Raw genomic sequence first — 19,897 nt, 5'->3', positions numbered from 1 at the left:
ATCAGGCGACCCTCGGCGGTCCCGGGCACGCCCCGGGTCCTCAGCGGCCTGCCAACTGCTCCGGCAGTGCCGCCGCATGGACCACCGTCAGCCCGGACACCGGCCGGGTCAGGCAGACGTACAGACGGCGTAGCCCGGTGCGTTCGTCCGGTTCGCCGTCGACGATCGCGGCCGGTTCGTCCAGGACCACGTAGTCGTACTCCAGGCCCTTGGCGAGGGTGGCGGGTACGAGCGTCAGCCGGGCCTCGGCCGAGGTCTCCTCGCCGGGGGCCAGACAGCTCACGCCCGCCGCCTCCAGGGCCGTACGCAGCGCCGGAATCCGGGCCTCCGCGGCGATCAGTCCGATCGAGCCCTCCTTCGCCAGCGCGTCGTCGCAGGCCGTGAGGGTGGCGGCGGTCAGGTCCGCCGGCTCGACCGTACGGATCTCGAAGTCGCCCGCCGACTCACGGATCGAGGTGGCCTCCGCCAGGTCGGGGGCGATGGCGGGCAGCAGCCGGGACGCATAGGCGATGACCTCGCGCGGTACGCGGAAGCCCTGGGTGAGTTCCTCGACGGCCGAACCGGGCTTGCCCAGGTGGGTCAGCGCCTCCTGCCAGGTGTCCGTCGCCCAGGGGGTGGTGCCCTGGGCGATATCGCCGAGGATGGTCGCGGAGCCGGTCGTGCAACGGCGGCCGACCGCGCGGTACTGCATGGGGGAGAGGTCCTGGGCCTCGTCGAGGACCACATGGCCGAGCGACGGTGTGCGCGCGACCAGGTCCATCGCCTCATCGATCAACACCGCGTCCGCGGAGGACCACTTGGCGCTCTTCACGCTGCGGGCCGCCCTCTTTCCCGATCCGGGCTGCGTCCACAGGATCGTCTTCTGCTCCTCGGGGGTCAGGATCCCCTCGGCCTGCTCGGCGAGGAATTCCGCATCGCCCAGCAGCCGCAGCACCAGCTTCGCCGGGTCGACCGGCGGCCAGACCGCCTTGACCGCGGCCTTCACGGCGGCGTTACGGGCTACCGCGTCCTGCACCCGGTCGTCCGGGGCCTCCCCGGCCTGCTCCATCCGGACGAGCACGGCATGGGCGATCCGCTGCGGCAGCGCCTCGCGGGCCGCGCCGTAGCGGATCTCCCGCTCCCGCAACTCCTGGACGATCTCCTCCAGTTCATAGGCCGGTACGCGCCAGCGGCGGGAGCCGCGGACGACGACACACGGCTCCTGCGGCATCGTGATGTGCGAGCGCACCGCCCGCCGCAGCACCTCCGCCATCCGTGCGTCGCCCTTGACCGTCGCGGCGGCCGCCTCGTCCGTGGCGCGCACCTCCACATGCCCGACCAGGTCGTCGACCGTGGCCTGCTTGACCTCCAGTTCGCCGAGGGCCGGCAGCACCTGCTCGATGTAGTGCAGGAAGGAGCGGTTGGGGCCGATGACGAGGGTGCCGGAGCGGGCCAGCCGCTCGCGGTGCGCATAGAGCAGATACGCGACGCGGTGCAGACCGACCGCCGTCTTTCCGGTGCCCGGCGCACCCTGGACACAGACCGAGCCGCCGATGCCGGCGCGCACGATCTCGTCCTGCTCCGGCTGGATGGTGGCGACGATGTCCCGCATCGGGCCGACGCGCGGACGCTCGATCTCCGACTGGAGCAGGGCGCTGGTCCGTGCGGCCTCGGTCGGGTCGGTGAGGTGTTCGTCCTCGTACGCGGTCAGCTCACCGCCCGTGTAGCCGAAACGGCGGCGCAGCTTGAGGTCCATCGGGTCCTTCTTGGAGGCCCGGTAGAACGGCTGGGAGACGGGCGCGCGCCAGTCGATGACCATGGGGTCGCCGTCGGCGTCGTGGACATGCCGCCGGCCGATGTAGAAGTTCTCTCCCGTGGCGCCCTCGGCGAGGCCGGGCGCGTGGAGATAGTCGAGGCGGCCGAAGAAGAGCGGGGTGTGGGAGAGATCGGCGAGCGCCTTGATCCGGGCGTCGATCTCGCCCTGGAGGACCTCGGCGTTGACCCAGTTCGCGGTGACATCGGCGATGTTCAGCGCTTCGGCGTCCGCCCGCATCGCGCGCAGGGCGGAGCGGGAGGCGGCGAGGTGGGACTTTTCGCGTTGGAGCGGATCGTCGGCTCCCGGCCGGGGGCCGGAGCTCTCGGTGCGCGGCTCCGTCGTCGGGTGGTGGGCGTGCGTGGGCACGGCGTTGCCTCCGTGGCGGGTGCGTCGGCGGGCGCGCGCCGATGAGCGCGGGCGCGGCGGGCCGGTATCGGTGCACAGCGCAGGTCATGCGGTGCGCGGGTCAGCGGCGTGAAGCGAAGGGGCCGGCCGGTTTCCGACCGGTCGGCGGCACTCCTCGACGGGAGGCAGGCAGACGCGCGATTGTAGTCAGCGCCGCAAGACGGCGCCAACGGATTTCCGGCGGGCCGCGGCGGTCGGCTGCCGTAGGTCTCCCGTAGGGGAGGGCGTGGGCCTGGAGGCGGACGTCCGGCCCTCAGGGATGGACCTATGGACCGATGTGCTGCAATCGCGTGAATTTCATCATGGAGTCATGAGCAGCGCAGCGATTCCCCCAGGTTCTGTCCACCCCGTCTCCCTCCACCCGGTCAAGGGCGCCACGGCCCTGGGCGCCGGCCCCGAGCGCGATGCGGCGGCCGCCCATGAGCACCGCTATGTCGTGGGCAACGCCCTCCGCGCGATCAAGGTCTTCGCGTCGGCCGCCTTCAGCGTCGTCGTCATGGGTGAGTACGCGGACGACTGAGTTCCCGGCACCGCGTGATGTAGCTGAGCGCGTGCCTCAGCCGCCCCTGCCCGCGCACACCGCGCACAATACGGGGCAGGAAGCCGCATCCAGCACGTACCGGCCAGGCACGTACAGATCAGGCGCATCACATGCGCGATCAGGTGCGGGAAAGCCGACTCCGCGCCGACATCCGGATGACCGGAAACCGTTACGGACGGTCGGCCTCGATCCACTAGCGTCACCGCAGTAGGCGCGCTCAGGGCAACGGGGAGGGGTCAGCGGGTGTCTGCCGTCGACGGGACGTGGACATGGAGACGGACCTGGGCGCAGAGCATCGCCCATCCCGGACGACTGGCGCTCGCCACGGCGCTGCTCCTGGCGTCATTCGCCGGACTCTGGGTGCTCTACCAGGTCCAGCCGCTGCCGATGTCCGACATAGCGGTCTACCGGGCCGAGGGTGCGGCCGCCGCCACCGGCGGTGATCTCTACGGCTTCACGGTCACCAAGTGGAACCTTCCGGCCACCTACCCGCCCTTCGCCGCCCTGCTCTTCATACCGACCACCTGGCTCTCGCTCGGCACGCTCAAGGTCGTCTGCGTACTCGTCAACGCGGCCCTCCTCGCGCTGCTGATCCACCTCTCGTGCAAGGCCGCCGGTCTGCGCAGGGCCGCCCACACCGCGCCCTTCCTCCTGGCCGCCACCGCGCTCGGCCTCTGGCTGGAGCCGGTCTTCCAGACCTTCGTCTTCGGGCAGGTCAACCTCGCGCTGACCTGCCTGGTCCTGTGGGACCTCTCCCGTCCGGACGGCGCCCGCTTCAAGGGGTTCGCCACCGGCATCGCGGCCGGCATCAAGCTCACCCCCGCGATCTTCGCCGTCTACCTCCTCGTGACCGGACGGGTGAAGGCCGCCTGCACCGCGCTCGCCGGGTTCCTGGTCTCCGTGCTGCTGGGCTGGCTGGTCCTGCCCGGTGCCAGCATCGAGTTCTGGACCCGGCGGATGTTCGAGACCGACCGGGTCGGCAAGGTCTGGATCGTCGACAACCAGTCCCTGCAAGGTCTGATCACCCGGGTGCTGCACCAGCCCGAGCCGGGCCTGCTCTGGGCGGTGCCCGCACTGCTGACCGCGGCGGCCGGGCTCTGGGCCGCCCGCCGCATCTTTCTGCGCCGCGGCCTGGACGGCTGGGGCGTGCTGTGTACGGCCGTCACGGCGCTGCTGGTCTCGCCGATCAGCTGGTCCCACCACTGGGTCTGGTGTGTGCCGCTGCTCATCGCGCTCGCCGCCCACACCCGGCGCAACCCATGGCGCAAGGTGCTGCTGGCCGCCGTCACCGTCGCCTTCACCGCGCGCACGATGTGGATCGTGCCGCACACCGGCGACCTCGATCTGCGGGTCAGCTGGTGGCAGCAGCCGTTCGCGTCCCCGTATCCCCTGCTCGGACTGGCGCTGCTGGCCGCGGTCGTGTGGTGGACACGGCGGCCGCCGGTGCCTCCGGGCGGCGGCCTGCCCGCGCCGCGCGCCGCCCGGGAGCCGGTCAGCCCGTCCCGGGCGGTCTGAGCCCGGCGGCCGGCGGCCTCAGACGTCCTCGCCCGCCGCCAGCAGCTCGTCCGCATCCACGATCCGGTACGCGTACCCCTGCTCGGCCAGGAAGCGCTGGCGGTGTGCCGCGAAGTCCTGGTCGATGGTGTCGCGCGCGACGACCGAATAGAACCGCGCCTCGTGGCCGTCCGCCTTGGGGCGCAGCACCCGGCCCAGCCGCTGGGCCTCCTCCTGGCGGGAGCCGAAGGTGCCGGAGACCTGGATCGCGACCGTCGCCTCGGGAAGGTCGACGGAGAAGTTCGCGACCTTGGAGACCACGAGCACCGAGATCTCGCCCTGCCGGAAGGCTTCGAAGAGCTTCTCGCGCTGCGCGTTGGTGGTCTCGCCCTTGATCACCGGGGCGTCCAGATGCTCGCCCAGCTCGTCCAGCTGGTCGATGTACTGGCCGATGACCAGCGTCTGCTCGCCCTGGTGCCGGCGTACCAGCGCCTCGGTCACGTACTGCTTGCTGGCGGTGGTCGCACAGAAGCGGTACTTCTCCTCGGTCTCGGCCGTCGCATACGCCAGCCGCTCCGAGTCGGTCAGATTGACCCGCACCTCGACACAGTCCGCGGGGGCGATATAGCCCTGCGCCTCGATCTCCTTCCACGGGGCGTCGAACCGCTTGGGCCCGATGAGGGAGAAGACATCCGACTCCCGGCCGTCCTCGCGGACCAGCGTCGCGGTCAGACCCAGCCGCCGCCGGGCCTGCAGATCGGCGGTGAACTTGAAGACCGGGGCGGGCAGCAGATGCACCTCGTCGTAGACGATCAGGCCCCAGTCCCGGGAGTCGAACAGCTCCAGATGCGGGTAGACGCCCTTCCGCTTGGTCGTCAGCACCTGGTACGTGGCGATGGTGACCGGCCGGATCTCCTTCCTCGTCCCGCTGTACTCACCGATCTCGTCCTCGCTCAGTGAGGTCCGCTTCACCAGCTCGTGCTTCCACTGCCGGGCCGAGACCGTGTTCGTCACCAGGATCAGCGTGGTCGCCTTGGCCTGCGCCATCGCGCCCGCCCCGACCAGCGTCTTGCCCGCGCCGCACGGCAGCACGACCACACCCGAGCCGCCGTGCCAGAACCCCTCCACGGCCTGCCGCTGGTAGGGCCGCAGCGCCCAGCCGTCCTCGCGCAGCTCGATCGGGTGCGCCTCGCCGTCGACATAACCGGCCAGGTCCTCGGCCGGCCAGCCCAGCTTGAGCAGCGTCTGCTTGATCTGCCCGCGCTCGGAGGGGTGGACGACCACGTTGTCCTGGTCCAGCCGCGCCCCGACCAGCGGCTGCACCTTCTTCGACCGCAGGATCTCCTCCAGCACCGGGCGGTCGGTGCAGCTCAGCACCAGGCCGTGCGCGGGGTGCTTGACCAGCGTCAGCCGCCCGTAGCGGGACATCGTCTCGGCGATGTCGACGAGCAGCGCATGCGGCACGGGATACCGCGAGAACTGCACCAGGGCGTCCACGACCTGCTCGGCGTCGTGCCCGGCGGCCCGCGCGTTCCACAGCCCCAGAGGCGTCACCCGGTACGTATGGATGTGCTCCGGCGCCCGCTCCAGCTCGGCAAAGGGCGCGATGGCCCGCCGGCAGGCGTCCGCCAGCTCGTGGTCCACCTCCAGGAGCAGCGTCTTGTCGCTCTGGACGATGAGGGGTCCGTTCACGCGCCTCGCCTTTCGCTTCCCGGCCGGCGGCCGCTGAGACCGGCCGCAGACCTCGACCGTTGATCACGACCGCAGACATCGACCGCAGATATACGGCCAAACGTCCAGTGTGCCGCATCGCCGCGGCGGACGTCAGCGATGGATGGCGGGCCCCTGTGAGGCGAGGAGGGCCCGCCAGGTGGCGGGGTCGGCGACGCCGGTCACCGGGAGGCCCCGGGCGCGCTGGAAGGTGTCGAGGGAGCGGGTGGTGGAGGGGGTGAAGATCCCGGTGATGTCGGTGGCCGTGCCGGTGTTGTTGAGCAGGTACTGGAGGGCCACGACCGCCTGCTTCGGGTCGTTGTGGGAGTCGATCCGGATGATCAGATGCGACCAGGTCTGCGCGCCGACCTTGCCGTCGGCGAGCAGTCCGTGGGCGGCCTGGAACGTCTTCACGGCGGCCGCCGTCGCCGCCCCGAAGTCGCCATCGGCCTCGACGGCATGGCCATGGGCCTGGAGCAGGTACTGGACGGTGCGGGCCTTCCACAGCAGATCGCCCTTGCGGGCCAGCGGCCAGCGGGAGGCCGCGGGGCCCGCCGGGGCGGCCGCGGCGGCGACCGACGGACCGCCCTGGCCGGCACGGTGGTCGAACGCGCTCCAGCCGAGGCCGATACCGCCGCCGAGGCCGATACCGCCGCCGAGGGTGAGGACGGCCAGGAAGGCGAGGACGGTGCGGAGGGTGGCCGTGCGGTGGGGCGGCGTCCGCCGGGGCGGCGTCGGCCGGGTGGGGTGATTTACGGGCCGGTACGGCGGCCGCCTCCTCGACCAGGGCGCGGGCCCGGGGCAGGTCGGCGGCAGGGGCGCGCAGCACCGTGTGGAGGAGTTCGACGGTCCTGAGCGGCGCGGTGGAGGGGTGACGGGGGTTGAGATAGCGGGAGAGGGTGGTCTGGTCGATGCCCAGACGTCCGGCCAGCGACTGCTGGGTGGGCTTCGGCCGGCCCTCCCGCGCCGACAACTCCCACCACCTCCTGAGCAGTTCCGCCAGCGCGCGGACCGCTTCCCGGTCCGGTCCGGTTGGTCCCGTCATGCTTCCCCCGGGTCGTTCGAGTGTCCTCAGCTGTCTCGCTCGGCCAAGTGCAGCTGCATAAGCGCAGGTCAGCGCAGTGCATCGGGTCGCTGCATCGATGCATGAGCCGGAGCCCGGCAGATCGTAGTGAAGTCCCCCGCTGTTGCTGCATCGTTGAGGGGCGCCGCCGACCGGGCCGCGCAGCCCCCGCTCCGTCTCCGCCCCTGCCCAGGGGTGCTCCGGCCTGCGCGAATCCGGGAGCGGAGGGGCTCAACGGACCTGTGCAGCAACGAAACGAGGGAAATGACTATGCCCCTGACATCACCCGTTCGGGTAAGTACCGCGCTTGCCTGTACCGCGGCCGGGACCGCGCTCGCCGCCTTGGCGACGGCCGTGCCGGTGGCGCAGGCGGCGTCACCGGCGTCGTACTCCGTCGCGGGGGTGGACACCAGTCACCACAGTCACGGCCGGGGGGAGAAGGAGCGGATCGACTGGACCCGGGTGGCGAGGACGCACAGCTTCACCTTCCTCAAGGCCAGCCAGGGCACCGGCTACAAGGACCCGTGGTTCACCCGCGACCACGCGGCGGTCGCCCGTACGTCGCTGCTGCGCGCGCCGTACCACTTCTTCGACCCCCGGAGCACGGGCGACGGGGCCGCGCAGGCCCGGCACTTCATCGCCACGGCCCGCGCGGCGGGCTACCGCGGCAACCGGACCGGTGAACTGCCGCCCGTACTGGACGTGGAGAAGGTGCGCCGGAACCACAGGGAGGTCTGCCCCCGCGAGTTGCGTCCCGGGCAGCTGACGGTGTTCCTCCGGGAGGTGCGCAAGGCCTTCAAGGTCACGCCGATCGTCTACACCCGGGCGTCCTTCGTGAGGGAGTGCATGGGCGGCCGGGGCCGGGTCTTCGCCGGCCATCCGCTGTGGCTGGCGCGCTACGGCAGCGGCACCCACGAGCCGCATCCCGTCCCGGGCGCCGGCAGCTCCTGGACGTTCTGGCAGCACACCGAACACGGCCGCACACCCGGCATCCCGGGAACCGGCGACCGCAACGTCTTCCGCGGCAGCCTCGACCGGCTCCGGGGGATGGCGTCCTGAGCCCGGCCCGCGGAGGGGGCGACGGCCACCCCTCTGCGTACCCGTGCACCTGCGCCCGAACAGCCCACAGACCAGCAACCACCCGTCATCTGAGACGGCCCAGCAACCACCCGCCCACTGGCACGGGCCGCCAACCACCGTCACCTGACAAGGAGTCACTCATGTCCGTACGCGCCTTCGCGCCGCGCCTGATCGCCGGCGCCGCGGCCCTCGCCGCCCTCCTGGGCACCGCGGCCTCCGGCTCCGCCTCCGCTGCCCCTACCGCCCCGAGCCGGACCGCGCTGGCGCAGCAGATCCTGCGGACCAGCGGCATCTCGCTGGCCACCCGCCACGTCAGTGGCCGGCACGCCGCATCCACCGCCCGGCAGAACCTCGTCGACACCGCCCACGGCAAGGGCGCACTCACCAGCCCCTGGGGCCACCGGCCCCACCGCCGGGTCGCCCTGGACACCCGGATGCTCAACGGGCTGCTGAAGCTGAGGACCCAGTACGGCTACCGGATCTCGGTCTCCGAGGTCGTCGGCGGCGCCCACAGCAGCCGCTCCACGCACTACGAAGGGATCGCCTTCGACATCAACTACATCAACGGCCGCCATGTCGGCAGCGGAGCCCCGCACCGGCCCTTGATGGCCGCCTGCAAGAAGCTCGGCGCCAAGAAGGTCCTCGGGCCGGGGACCGCCGACCACGACACTCACGTCCACTGCGACTGGCGCCGCTGAGCCCACCGCGGATTCCCTGATCCCGTAGCGGACACCTGCTCCCGCCGTTGCCCGGCCGTCCGCCAAGGGCGGCCGGGCAACGGCATGCCGTCCTGCAGTGCCGTGATCAGCGGGAGCCGGCCATGACGAAGATGCCGACGAAGAAAACCACGTAGAGCAGCAGGATCGCCGCCGCGACGGCCGCCACGACGAGGACGGCCTTCATGACGGTGCCCGCGGTCCGATGGGCGTCGGCGGGTCGCGCAGGGACTCCGGGGGACAGCTCGTGCTCGCTCATGGAGCCATCCTGGGGATCGCGGGGGCGGGAGGCCATCCGTAGACCTACTCAGATGTGCCGGGCCGCTCAGACCGAGTCGTCCGCCAGCTCCGCCACGCCGGTGATGCGGTGGAGCGGGTACGTACGGACCTCGTCGGAGGTGTGGTCGTAGGCCGTCACAAAGCCGCCCTCGACCCGTACGGGCGCGATGACGCGCTGGCTGGCGGCGCCGTCGGCGTTGACATAGCCGATCCAGAGCGCGGAGTTGGTCAGCACCGCGGCCTGCATGGTGGCGAGGGTCTCGGCGGAGGTGGTGCGGGGCAGGGCGCCGGGGGCGGCCGGCGCGGGCGCGTGGACCGGCTTGCGTTCCGCGGTGGCCGCGAGGTCACCGGCGCGGATGGCGCGTACCGCCGCCGCGAGCAGCGTCGGGTCGGGGGACGGCGGGCCGTCGGGGACCGGGGCGGGGGCGGTGCGCGGCGGGGTCCGGTAGGAGTCGGCGCGGGCGATCAGTACGTCACCGGCGGCCGACTCGGCGGCCGGGGCGTAGCCCATTGCCCGGAGGCCGTCGAGGAGTTGGTCGGGGGAGGTCTGGGCGGCGAGCACGGTCGGGGCGAGCCGACGCAGCCGGAGCGCGGCGGCCCGGCGGTCCGCGAGGATCTCGGAGAGCAGCGCGTCGTCGTCACAGCGGACATAGGCGGCGGCCGCGCCGATCCGCAGCTGCCCGTGCTTACGGGCCACATCGTCGATGAGGTAGCCGAGCGGCTGGGGGACCGGGGTGCGGGAGTGGGTGGCGAGGAATTCCTGTAGCTCGGCGGCGGAGCGGCCGGCGTCCAGGGCGCGGCGTACGGAGCCGGGGGTGAAGCGGTAGACCGTGGCGCCGCCCTTGGACTCGATGTCGGCGAGTACGCCGAGCGCCTCGGCGAGCGGGCGGCGCAGCGGGCCGGGCGCGACGGCGGTCAGATCCGCCTGGAGCAGGACGTGGTCGACGGGTTCGGGGAGCAGCGGGGCGAGCAGGGCGGCGGCGCGGGCCGCGGCGGCGGTGGTTTCGGCGGGGGTGGGGGCGGTGCTGTCCGACGCGGTGTCGAGCAGGGTGCGGCCGTGGGTGGAGAGCGCGCCGCGTCCGGTCACGCCGAGCAACTCGGCCTCGGTCAGGGTCCAGTGGGCCAGGCGCGAGCGGAGGTCGTCGGCGGGGTCGGCGCCGGGCGCGGCGGTGGCACCGTCAGCGGCGGCCGGCGCCTGGCCCGCGGCCGGTGCGCCGCCGCGCAGCGGACGCTCCCACTGCAGCCGGGCCAGCACCGCCGTCGCCGGGACGGCGGTGCCCGGCGGCAGCGTGGCGAGCAGGCCGAGGGCGCGGCGGCGGACCTCGGGGGCGGGGGAGCGGTCGAGGTGCGGGCCGAGGGCGGCGAGCGCGCGGCCCTTCGCATCGGCGGTGCCGACGATCCCGGGGGCGCGGGTCGCGGCGAGCCAGCCGGCCGCCAGCGCCGCCCAGCGCTCGTGGTCGGGCAGCTGCAGCCACTCCTCGGCGGCCGGGGTGGCCGCGAACCGCTCGTCGGCCTCGCCGTCGGAGGCGATCAGCCCGGCCGCGTAGGCGAGTTCGAGCCAGAAGGCGGCGAGCTGCTCGGTGGTGTCCAGGGCGGTGGCGGTCCGCTTGAGGTCACGGACGCTCATCCCGCCGGCGCGGAGTACGGCCGGCCCGCCCAGGTCCCACTCCTTGAGCAGCTCCTCGACGGTGGCGAGCGCGGTGAACGCCTGGTTCGCGGCGGCGTTGTCCACAAGCTGTGGATCGCGTTCCGTGGCGGGGGAGAGTGCCGGCGGGACCGGCTCGGGGGTGTGATGGGCGCGACCGCCCCGCAGATGCAGCGCCGCCTCCCGCGGCAGCACGACATTCCGGGCGCCCGCCGGGATCAGCAGCCCCCGGTCCAGCAGCCATTGCAGATGCGGGGCCGGGCGGTCGGTGACCCCGCCGTAGGGCGGGCCCCACAGCAGCTTGTCGAGGACGGCGACGGACTCGGCGGGCGCGGTGTCGAGCAGCGCCGCCATCCGGGCGCGGTCGGAGAACAGCGCGGTGAGCGAGGCGACCGCGGTGACCGGGTCGTGGGTGGTGGGCAGCCCGGCCGCGGCGATGATCTCCTGCAGCAGCCCCGGCGACATCCCGGCCATCGCCTCGGCGACGGTCGGGCCCAGACCGGTCGGCGACGGGTGCGCGGCGCTCGGCGTGAGCAGCTCACGGGCCGTCCGCACCAGCCGCAGCCGCTCGTCCGGACCCCACACCAGTGCCTGCGCCCGCAGCTCCGCCACCGCCCGGGGCAGCTCGGCGGCGACCGCCGGGTCCCCGGCGTCCCCGCCCATCAGCGCGCCCAGCGTGTCGTACGGGCACGGATCGGGCGCCACCGCCAGCGCCTCGGCGGTCTGCAGCACGAACCGGTCGAGCCGCTCCACGGCGCGGACCACCGACGCCCGCGTCCCGGCCCGGGTCGCCAGCTGGGTGACATCGCCCGGCACCGGATTGAGCAGGTCGGGCCGTGCCCGCAGCAGCCCGACGAGCCCGCGGTCGGTGCGGGTCCTGAGCTCCTCGGCGAGGGTGCGGGGTGTACCGGTCATTCGTCCTACGTTAGCGGGGCGGGGGAGGGCGGGGGAGCGGGTGGCCGCACGGCGGCGCCCCGAGCCGCCCCGATCGGGAAGACACCGGCTGACCCCGCCCCCGGCCGCCTCCGGCCCGGCCGCCGGTCGAGGCGGTACCGTCGGGGCAGCAACCAGCGGACGCCGCAGGGGATTTCGTGGGGATCGAGAGCGATCAGCTCGTCTTTGACTATCTGAGCCGGGTGGGCGACCTGGCCCAGCAGCGGGGGCTGCCCGCCGCCACGCGGATGCGGCTGGTGACCGGGCTCCGGGCCGAGATCGACGGTCAGCGGGCCGATTCGGTGTCCGGTGTGAAGCGGACGCTGGCCCGCCTGGGGACGCCGGAGGCGGTGGTCGCGGCCGCGGGGAGCGCGGACGACCGGGTGCCGGGGGCGTCCTGGAGCGCCTCGGGGACGCGGCAGGACCCGGGCGCCGGGGCCACCACGGACGGCGGGCCCGCCGTACCGCTCGGCGCGCCACAGCCGTCGCGGCCCGCCGAACCGTCCCGGCGGTGGACCGGCGCGCGCGACAAGCTCACCGGCCTGGCCGCCCGCAGCGGACTGACGGGCAAGGCGGCCGGGAGCGGAAAGGCGGCCGGGAGCGGCGGCACGGTCCCGGCCCCGCGCGACGCGGCGCCGGACACCGCGCCGACGGTCGGCCTGCCGCCGCATCTGGCCGGCGCCGACGAGCTGGGTGACGACGGGGACGCGCCGGACTGGTGGCGGGTGGAGCCGGCGCCGTTCGGACCGGGCGAGACCGTGCCCGGATTCGTCGGCGGGATCGAGATCCCGGAGATGTGGGACCGCCCCGAGGACGAGCGCCCGCTGTCCCTGAAGAAGGACGGCGAGGACGGGGACGGGGACGAGGAGGCGGCGGCGCCGGCGGAACGGCCGCTGCCCCGGATGCTGCGGCGCGTGCTCGGCCGCCGGCGCCCCGCCCCCGCGCCCCCGGCGGAGGCCGGGGCCGGGGAAGAGGTCGTGGTGGTCCCGGCGCGGGCGCCGCTCAGCCCCGTCCTGATGCTGGCCGTGCTCCTGCTGGTCGCCGGTGCGGCGCTGGGGTCGTGGCTCGCGTCGGCGGGCGGCTGGGGGCTCGCCTATGTCTCGCGGCGGCTGAGCCGCGCCGAGGCCAAGTTCGCGGCGCTCGGTGTGCCGGGCACCGTCGTCGGCGGTCTGCTGGTGTGGCTGTGGGGCCGGTTCGACGGGCGGTGGGGCGAGCCCCTCGCACAGGGCCGGCTGGGGCAGGAAATGCTGGACGCGCTGCCGGGGACGGTGCGGGTGGCGGCCGTCGCCTCGGCGCTGTTCCTGGTGTGGCGGATGCGGCGGACACCGCAGTGAGACGGTCGCGTACGGCGCCGCCGGGCGCACCACGGCTCACCCGGCCCGGTCACGGCGTGTCCGTGGACGCGCCCCGCGGCGCCGTCCGGCCGGACGTCCCGTACGGGAGGGCCCCAGGTCCCTCCTGACCGGGCCGGCGCCGCAGGCACAATGGCAGGCATGGCTGCACACTCCCTGACGGTCGGCTTCGACCTCGACATGACGCTGATCGACTCCCGCCCCGGCATCAGGGCCGCCTATCACGAGCTGTCCGCCCGGACCGGCACCTTCGTCGACGCCGACCTCGCCGTGAGCCGGCTGGGGCCGCCGCTGGAGGAGGAGATCAGCCGGTGGTTCCCCGCGGAGCGGGTGGCGGAGACCGCCGACCTCTACCGTGCGCTGTATCCGGCCCACGCGGTCACGGCGACGACCGCCCTGTCCGGCGCCCGGGAGGCCCTCGACGCGGTCCGCTCGGCGGGCGGCCGGACGCTCGTGGTGACCGCCAAATACGAGCCCAACGCCAAGCTGCACCTGACGCACCTCGGCCTCGACGTGGACGCCCTCTTCGGCTCCCTGTGGGCGGAGGGCAAGGCCGAGGCGCTGCGCAAGCACGACGCGCAGATCTACGTCGGCGACCACATCGGCGACATCGTCGGGGCGCACACCGCCGGCGCACTGGCCGTCGCGGTCGCCACCGGCCCGTGCGACGCCACGGAGCTGCGCGCGGCCGGCGCCGAGGTGGTGCTCGACGACCTGACGGAGTTTCCGTCCTGGCTGGAGCGCTATGTCGCCGAGGGCGCGGACGGGGGCGAAGCCGCCGCCACCTGACGGCGCTGGGCGACCACGGAACGGATCACTCCGGCCGCCGCGACCAGAAAACCGGCGCCCATCAGCATGCACACCGCGTAGAAGACGGACGGCAGCGGGTCGGTCCCGAGGAACAGCGGGGCCACCGTGGCGAGAGTGGCCGCTGCGCCAACTAGGAACATGATCGCGCCGATTCGGACCAGCAGATCCCCGGCAAGGGGAGTTTCGTCAGACACCTGACCAGGGTAAGTCCGGGCCAGAAGCACGGAGGATCCACCCGGCGGCGTCTTGTCACCGGCCTTGGGACCATTAGCCTTGGTGGTGGCGGGTCCTGCGGCCCGCTGCATTGCTCTCCAGACCTCTCCCCCTCCCGGCCCCGCCGGGCGGAGGGGAGCCAGCCCGCAGTTCCGCAGTAGACCCGGCCCAGCTTTTTTCCAACGAGTACGAGGACGAGGACAGACGTGCCTACCGGCAAGGTCAAGTGGTTCAACAGTGAGAAGGGCTTCGGCTTTCTCTCCCGCGATGACGGCGGTGACGTCTTCGTGCACTCGTCGGTGCTGCCCGACGGCGTAGCCGCACTCAAGCCTGGCCAGCGCGTCGAATTCGGCGTAGTCGCGGGCCAGCGCGGCGATCAGGCACTGACCGTGACACTCCTCGACCCCGCACCCTCGGTGGCCGCGGCGCAGCGCCGCAAGCCCGACGAACTCGCCTCGATCGTCCAGGACCTCACCACGCTCCTGGAGAACGTCACCCAGCAGCTCGAACGCGGCCGCTACCCGGACAAGGTGCACGGCGCCAAGATCGCCGGCATGCTGCGCGCCGTCGCCGACCAGCTCGACGTCTGACGGACCGGCCGCGGGCCTCCGTAACCGGACGTCACCCGCGGCCCCGGCCGGCACACCCGGCCCCACTCACACAAAGCTCAACGCATCGCGGCCGAGGGGCGGAACCAGCCCCTCGGCCGCGGCGCGGGTGAGCAGCCCGCGCACCGCGGCATAGCCGTCCTCGCCGAGGTCGGCGGTGAACTCATTGACGTACAGCCCGATGTGCTGGTCGGCGACCTTCGGGTCCATCTCCTGGGCGTGCTCCAGGACATACGGACGGGAAGCCTCCGGATCGTCCCAGGCCATCAGGACCGAACTGCGGATCGACGCCGCGAGACCGCGCAACGCCCGCTCGCCCAGCGACCGCTTGGCGATGATCGCGCCGAGCGGGATCGGCAGACCGGTGGTGTGCTCCCAGTGCTCGCCCATGTCGGCCAGGCAGGACAGACCGTAGTTCTGGTACGTGAAGCGCGCCTCGTGAATGACCAGGCCCGCATCGACCTTGCCGTCGCGGACAGCCGGCATGATCTCGTGGAACGGCAGCACCACGATCTCCCCGACACCGCCCGGCACCTCGGCCGCCGCCCACAGCCGGAACAGCAGATACGCGGTGGACCGTTCACTGGGCACCGCGACCGTCTTGCCCGCCAGATCCACGGCCGCGCCCGGCTCCCGGGTCAGCACCAGCGGCCCGCAGCCGCGCCCCAGCGCCCCGCCGCAGGGCAGCAGCGCATACTCCTCAAGCACCCACGGCAGCACCGCGTACGACACCTTCAGCACATCGAACTCACCGCGCTCGGCCATGCCGTTGGTGATGTCGATATCGGCGAAGGTGACCTCCAGCTCCGGCGCGCCGGGGACGCGGCCGTGCGCCAGCGCATCGAAGACGAAGGTGTCGTTCGGGCACGGCGAGTACGCGATGTTCAGCGGCCGGGTCACGGGGGCCTCCTCGGGGACGTGGGGGTCCCCCCGCGTGAGCGAAGTCGAGCGTGGGGGAGGTTCCGGAGCCGGTGCGGCGGTGGCCGTCAGGGCTCCGGGAAGCGTACGGAAGGCACCGGTCAACGCGGTGAGGGCATCGCCGATGCGCCAGGCGGCGCGATCGCGGGGGCCGACGGCATTGGAGACCGTACGGATCTCCAGCACCGGCACCCCGTGGGCGGCGGCCGCCTCGGCGACCCCGAAACCCTCCATCGCCTCGACCAGCGCCCCCGGGTGACGTTCCGCCAGCTCGGCGGCGCGGGCCGCGCTGCCGGTGACCGTCGAGACGGTGACGACGGTGCCGACCGCCGCGCCGGCCGCCGCCGCGGCGGCCCGCACCAGCGCCGGGTCGGGGCGGTGCACGACCGTGCCGAAGCCGAGTTCGGTGACCGGGACGAACCCGTCGGGGGTCTCCGCGCCGAGGTCGGCCGCGACGATCGCGTCCGCGACCACCACCGACCCCAGCGGCGCGCCGGAGCCGGGGGAGAAGCTGCCGCCGATGCCGGCCGAGACCACCAGGCCGTACGGCTCCCCGGCGAGCGCCGCGGCGGTCAGCGCGGTGGCCGTGCCGGCGGCCGCGGCGGCCGGACCGACACCGGCGGCCAGCACATCGAGCGCCACCGGAAGGCCGGCCGTCCGTCGCATCTCATGGCCACCGGGCAGCGTCGTCCCGTCACAGGGCCCCGCCGCGGCACACACCGCGTCCCGCTCGGCGGCCACCGCCGTGACGACCAGCACCCGCATCATGCGGCCCGCGCGCCCTAGTTCTCCTGCTTCAGCGTGAAGTGCCACATCGTCTTGGGGCCCTCGCCCGCGCCCAGCTCGGCGACCTGGAGGGTGACGTCCTTGGAGTACGTGGTCTGGCCGGTCTGCGGGTTCTGCTGCATGAAGAGCGTGTCCGCGTCGAAGCTGCGGTACGTCCCCTTGCTGGGCTCGCGCATGACGGGGCCGGCACCGATGACGATCCAGCCGGACTTGGCGATGTCCGGCTCGACACCGACGCGCACCTTCTCACCGGGGCGGACGGTGATCGTCTTGCCGCCCTTCTTGGTCAGGCAGGCCGAGACGTCCTTCTTGGAGAGGACCTTGCCGTCACCGTCGCACCCGGGGGTGGCCTCGGCCGTCACGGTCGACGAACCGACGGTCACGGTCGCGAGCGCGGTCGGCTTCTCGCAGGCGGAGAGGGTGATGAGACCCAGGGACACGGCACCGATGGCGGCAGCGGCGCGGCGGCCCTTGCCCCAGGAGATCAACGCAGCGGTCATACGGGCAGGCTATCTGGCGCCTCAGCTCACGCCACGCCCGGGTGCGGCGTGCCGCGTTGCCCGTCGCCGGTCAGGCCACCCGAGAGCTGCGCGTACCGCCCCGCCGGGCCGCGCTCAGCAGGCCCCGTACGGCCAGCACCACACCCAGCGCCACCAGCCCCGCGGCCACCGCCATCCCCAGCGTGCCGACCAGCGGCAGCGAAATCCCGATCGCGCCGCCCACCACCCACGACATCTGCAGCGCCGTCTCGGACCGGGCGAAGGCGGAGGTCCGCACCTCCTCCGGCACATCGCGCTGGATCATGGCGTCCAGCGACAGTTTCGCCAGCGCCTGGCACAGCCCCGCGGCGGCCGCCGCGGCGGTCACCACGACCACCGCCGCCCCCTCGTAGAACACCGCCGCGACCACCGTCGCGCAGAGCGCCAGCCCCAGCATCGCCGCGATGATCCGCTCCGGCCCGCGCGCCTTCAGCCAGGCGCCGACCGCCGTCCCCAGCGCATTGCCGGTACCGGCCGCCACCACCACCAGCCCGAGTGAGGTCGCCGGCCCCAGCCCGCCCAGCGGATGCTCACGCAGCAGGAACGCCAGGAAGAACGTCAGGAAACCGGAGAGCGCCCGCAGACAGGCATTGGCCTGCAGACCGTGCAGCACCGACGGGCCGACCGTACGCAGTCCGGGCTTCCGCCCGGCGTCCGCCGAGCGCGCCGCCGCGTCCCGGGACGCCAGCCGGGCCCGGCCCTCGCCCTTCGCCGAGTCGACCTTGTGCGGCAGCGTGAACGACAGGACCGTACCGGCCGCGAACACCACGCACGCCCCGTACAGCGGCCAGCTCGGCCCGACCAGATGCAGCCCGGCCCCCGCCGGGGCCGCCAGCCCCGTCGCCAGCAGCCCCGCGAGCGTCACCCGTGAATTGGCCTTGACCAGCGAGATCCGCGGGGGCAGCAGCCGCGGCACCACCGCGCTGCGGACCACTCCGTACGCCTTCGACGACACCAGCACACCGAGCGCCGCCGGATACAGCTCCAGCCCCCCGGTGGCGACCGCGCCGGACATCGTCAGCGCCAGCAGCGCCCGCGCCAGCATCGCACCCGCCATCGCCGCCCGGCGGCCGTGCGGCACCCGGTCCAGCAGCGGCCCGACCACCGGCGCGAGCAGGGCGAACGGCGCCATGGTGACCGCCAGATACAGCGCCACCCGGCCCCGCGCCTCATTCGTCGGCACCGCGAAGAACACCGTGGAGGCCAGCGCGACGGTGATCATCATGTCCCCGGCCGCGTTCACCGCATGCAGTTCGATCAGCTTGCCCAGGCCCGACTCCCCGGCGCCGTGCGCATGCGTGGCGCGCCGCACCCCGCGTGCCGCACCGGTGAACGGCCGGTGCAGCGCACGGCCGACGGCCCGGCCCGCCCCGCGGGCCCGGTTGTGCCCGTCCCCGCCTCGCGTCGATGCGCGCGAGACCCGTGACGACTTCCCTGATGTCTTCGACACCTTCGACATCTTCGACGCCCGTGCGGCAGTCATCCGGTCATAGTGCCCCAACTCGCCCAGGAGAGGGCACTTTCTCCCCCCTGCCGCGCGGGGCGTACCGGCCCGCGGTCGCGGCCGTGGACATTTGCCGCTCCCACCGAGGGGTCGTCCACCGTTGAAGGGGTAGCGTGTGTAGCGCGCCACCGGCGGTCGTTCTTGGCCGCGTGCCTCATCGCGATCCCGCAGAATGGGACGTAAGAGGTGCGCTCGACCGAAACGACCGGGCGCGGACGTCGACGCGGTCCCCTGGTCCGCTCCGCCCGCCCCGGCACCGCCGGTCGTCCGGACAGGACAAGGACAGCTCCGGCTGGCGCACTCGTGAGACGGCGTAGAAGAGAGAATCGATTCTTGTGAGTGCTGCGATGCGAAGCCGTACCCCTGACCGCCTGTGCGCCGAGGCGGTCGACCTCGCCCGGGCGGCGGCGGAGGAAGCCGCACTGCCCGGCATGGTCGGCGAGCACATCGATGTCGTCGCCGACGGAGACCGCGTCGTCACCCACCTCTTCGCCTGCAACGAGCCCGGCTACCGGGGCTGGCGCTGGGCCGCGACGGTCGCCAGGGCCTCCCGCGCCAAGATCGTCACGCTCGACGAGGTGGCCCTGCTGCCCGGCCCCGACGCCCTCCTCGCGCCGGAGTGGGTGCCGTGGAGCGAGCGGCTGCGCCCCGGCGACATGGGCCCTGGCGATCTGCTGCCCACCGAGGCCGACGACCTGCGCCTGGAGCCCGGTTTCACCGGCGAGGACATCCCGCCGCCGAACTCCCCGGTCGCCGAGGGTATGGCCGCCGAGGTCGCCGACTCCGAGGAGGCGGACGTCCTCCCGGGCTCGCCCGCCGTCCAGCCCGCCCCCGAGCGCGGCAGTATCGCGGCGGTCGCCGAGGAACTGGGCATGCGCCGTGCCCGGGTGCTGTCCCGCTACGGCCTGCACACCGCCGCCGACCGCTGGGAAGAGGCCTACGGCGCCAAGACCGCCATGGCCCAGGCAGCCCCCGCCACCTGCGTGACCTGCGGCTTCCTCACCCAGCTGCCCGGCTCACTGGGCCAGGCGTTCGGCGTCTGCGCCAACGAGTTCTCCCCGGCGGACGGGCGGGTGGTGTCCCTCGCGTACGGGTGCGGAGCGCACTCCGAGGCCGCCGTCATGCCCAAACCGCCGCGGCCGGCCGCGCCGGTTGTCGACGAGACCGTTGTCGAGCCGCTGTCGCTGCGGCCCGAGCGGGACGGGGGGTCGGTCGAGGAGACCGCGCCGGCCGAGGAGCTAGGTCACAGCTGAGGGCTTGTAGCCCCGCTTCCCACGTTGTCGGGTGGGCCGCCGTGCCTCTTTGGGCTCGTAGCCCCGCTTCCCACGTTGTCGGGTGGCCCGCCGTGCCTCTGCTGTCTTCGCCTGTCGGCGGGGGTGGGGGTGTTTGGGCGGGGGCCGCTTGTTGTTGGTGGTGGGTGCCGGGTGCGGGCCTCCGGGGCCTGTGTTGTGGACTGCTTCGCTTTACGTCCACAACACAGGCCCCTCCGGCCCGCCCCCTCCCGTC

17 protein-coding genes and 1 pseudogene are annotated in these 19,897 nt (G+C 73.4%); 8 read left to right on the top strand and 10 right to left on the bottom strand.

All coding sequences use genetic code 11. The annotated features are described in order from the left end of the window. Positions 1-40 precede the first annotated feature (40 nt). Positions 41-2,161, bottom strand: a complete 2,121-nt coding sequence (locus tag SLV14N_RS15870; RefSeq protein WP_263269755.1) for an AAA family ATPase — start codon at positions 2,159-2,161, stop codon at positions 41-43. A 349-nt stretch (positions 2,162-2,510) separates the two neighbouring features. Between SLV14N_RS15870 and SLV14N_RS15865 the strand changes: the two genes are divergently transcribed. Next, complete coding sequence (locus SLV14N_RS15865) at positions 2,511-2,720, top strand: hypothetical protein (RefSeq protein WP_263269753.1); 210 nt, start codon at positions 2,511-2,513, stop codon at positions 2,718-2,720. A gap of 264 nt (positions 2,721-2,984) precedes the next feature. Further along, entirely contained in the window at positions 2,985-4,256 is a 1,272-nt protein-coding gene (locus SLV14N_RS15860; protein WP_263269751.1) for a glycosyltransferase 87 family protein, read from the top strand. Between the two features lie 18 nt (positions 4,257-4,274). Here the strand turns inward: SLV14N_RS15860 and SLV14N_RS15855 are convergent, their stop codons facing one another. After that, positions 4,275-5,927 carry a DNA repair helicase XPB gene (locus SLV14N_RS15855; RefSeq protein ID WP_208681493.1) on the bottom strand — a complete coding sequence of 551 codons (1,653 nt, stop codon included), beginning with the start codon at positions 5,925-5,927 and terminating at the stop codon, positions 4,275-4,277. A 132-nt stretch (positions 5,928-6,059) separates the two neighbouring features. Beyond that, positions 6,060-6,452, bottom strand: a complete 393-nt coding sequence (locus tag SLV14N_RS15850; RefSeq protein WP_263273173.1) for a peptidoglycan-binding protein — start codon at positions 6,450-6,452, stop codon at positions 6,060-6,062. A gap of 898 nt (positions 6,453-7,350) precedes the next feature. Here SLV14N_RS15850 and SLV14N_RS15845 point away from each other — a divergent pair. Beyond that, positions 7,351-8,067 carry a glycoside hydrolase family 25 protein gene (locus tag SLV14N_RS15845; protein ID WP_263269748.1) on the top strand — a complete coding sequence of 239 codons (717 nt, stop codon included), beginning with the start codon at positions 7,351-7,353 and terminating at the stop codon, positions 8,065-8,067. 161 nt (positions 8,068-8,228) lie between these two features. Continuing rightward, a complete protein-coding gene (locus SLV14N_RS15840) occupies positions 8,229-8,786 on the top strand; it encodes a hypothetical protein (RefSeq protein ID WP_263269747.1) in 558 nt (185 codons plus the stop codon). A 106-nt stretch (positions 8,787-8,892) separates the two neighbouring features. Here SLV14N_RS15840 and SLV14N_RS15835 read toward each other — a convergent pair whose 3' ends face one another. Next, positions 8,893-9,063, bottom strand: a complete 171-nt coding sequence (locus tag SLV14N_RS15835) for a hypothetical protein (RefSeq protein WP_208681487.1) — start codon at positions 9,061-9,063, stop codon at positions 8,893-8,895. A 66-nt stretch (positions 9,064-9,129) separates the two neighbouring features. Beyond that, a complete protein-coding gene (locus tag SLV14N_RS15830) occupies positions 9,130-11,643 on the bottom strand; it encodes a helicase C-terminal domain-containing protein (protein ID WP_263269745.1) in 2,514 nt (837 codons plus the stop codon). 176 nt (positions 11,644-11,819) lie between these two features. On the opposite strand from SLV14N_RS15830, the gene SLV14N_RS15825 reads away from it, so the two are divergent. Together SLV14N_RS15825 and SLV14N_RS15820 are read left to right on the top strand one after the other, a co-directional pair. Then, the gene (locus SLV14N_RS15825) at positions 11,820-12,995 is read left to right on the top strand and encodes a hypothetical protein (RefSeq protein ID WP_208681485.1); all 1,176 of its coding nucleotides are present in this window, start codon (positions 11,820-11,822) and stop codon (positions 12,993-12,995) included. A gap of 159 nt (positions 12,996-13,154) precedes the next feature. Next, positions 13,155-13,802 carry an HAD family hydrolase gene (locus SLV14N_RS15820; protein WP_208681484.1) on the top strand — a complete coding sequence of 216 codons (648 nt, stop codon included), beginning with the start codon at positions 13,155-13,157 and terminating at the stop codon, positions 13,800-13,802. On the opposite strand, the gene SLV14N_RS15815 is transcribed toward SLV14N_RS15820, so the two are convergent. Next, a complete protein-coding gene (locus SLV14N_RS15815; protein WP_078518621.1) occupies positions 13,757-14,017 on the bottom strand; it encodes a hypothetical protein in 261 nt (86 codons plus the stop codon). The genes SLV14N_RS15820 and SLV14N_RS15815 overlap by 46 nt on opposite strands. Before the next feature lie 225 nt (positions 14,018-14,242). On the opposite strand from SLV14N_RS15815, the gene SLV14N_RS38660 reads away from it, so the two are divergent. Continuing rightward, the gene (locus SLV14N_RS38660; protein WP_018089689.1) at positions 14,243-14,626 is read left to right on the top strand and encodes a cold-shock protein; all 384 of its coding nucleotides are present in this window, start codon (positions 14,243-14,245) and stop codon (positions 14,624-14,626) included. Between the two features lie 66 nt (positions 14,627-14,692). On the opposite strand, the gene SLV14N_RS15805 is transcribed toward SLV14N_RS38660, so the two are convergent. The 4 genes and pseudogenes from SLV14N_RS15805 to SLV14N_RS15790 form a co-directional block, all read right to left on the bottom strand. Next, entirely contained in the window at positions 14,693-15,544 is an 852-nt protein-coding gene (locus tag SLV14N_RS15805; protein ID WP_259670762.1) for a 1,4-dihydroxy-6-naphthoate synthase, read from the bottom strand. Positions 15,545-15,652: 108 nt separating this feature from the next. Continuing rightward, positions 15,653-16,327, bottom strand: a pseudogene (locus SLV14N_RS15800) (futalosine hydrolase); the annotation flags it as partial. Positions 16,328-16,344: 17 nt separating this feature from the next. After that, positions 16,345-16,848, bottom strand: a complete 504-nt coding sequence (locus tag SLV14N_RS15795; protein WP_208681479.1) for a hypothetical protein — start codon at positions 16,846-16,848, stop codon at positions 16,345-16,347. A gap of 70 nt (positions 16,849-16,918) precedes the next feature. Beyond that, the gene (locus SLV14N_RS15790) at positions 16,919-18,370 is read right to left on the bottom strand and encodes an MFS transporter (RefSeq protein ID WP_259670325.1); all 1,452 of its coding nucleotides are present in this window, start codon (positions 18,368-18,370) and stop codon (positions 16,919-16,921) included. A gap of 368 nt (positions 18,371-18,738) precedes the next feature. Between SLV14N_RS15790 and SLV14N_RS15785 the strand changes: the two genes are divergently transcribed. Further along, complete coding sequence (locus SLV14N_RS15785; protein ID WP_208681477.1) at positions 18,739-19,644, top strand: DUF3027 domain-containing protein; 906 nt, start codon at positions 18,739-18,741, stop codon at positions 19,642-19,644. Positions 19,645-19,897: the final 253 nt, after the last annotated feature.

The sequence above is a fragment of the Streptomyces sp. Je 1-4 4N24 genome, from assembly GCF_026239515.1.
GTDB classification, from domain to species: Bacteria; Actinomycetota; Actinomycetes; order Streptomycetales; family Streptomycetaceae; genus Streptomyces; species Streptomyces nigrescens.
This window is presented reverse-complemented; position numbering and strand designations above follow the sequence as displayed.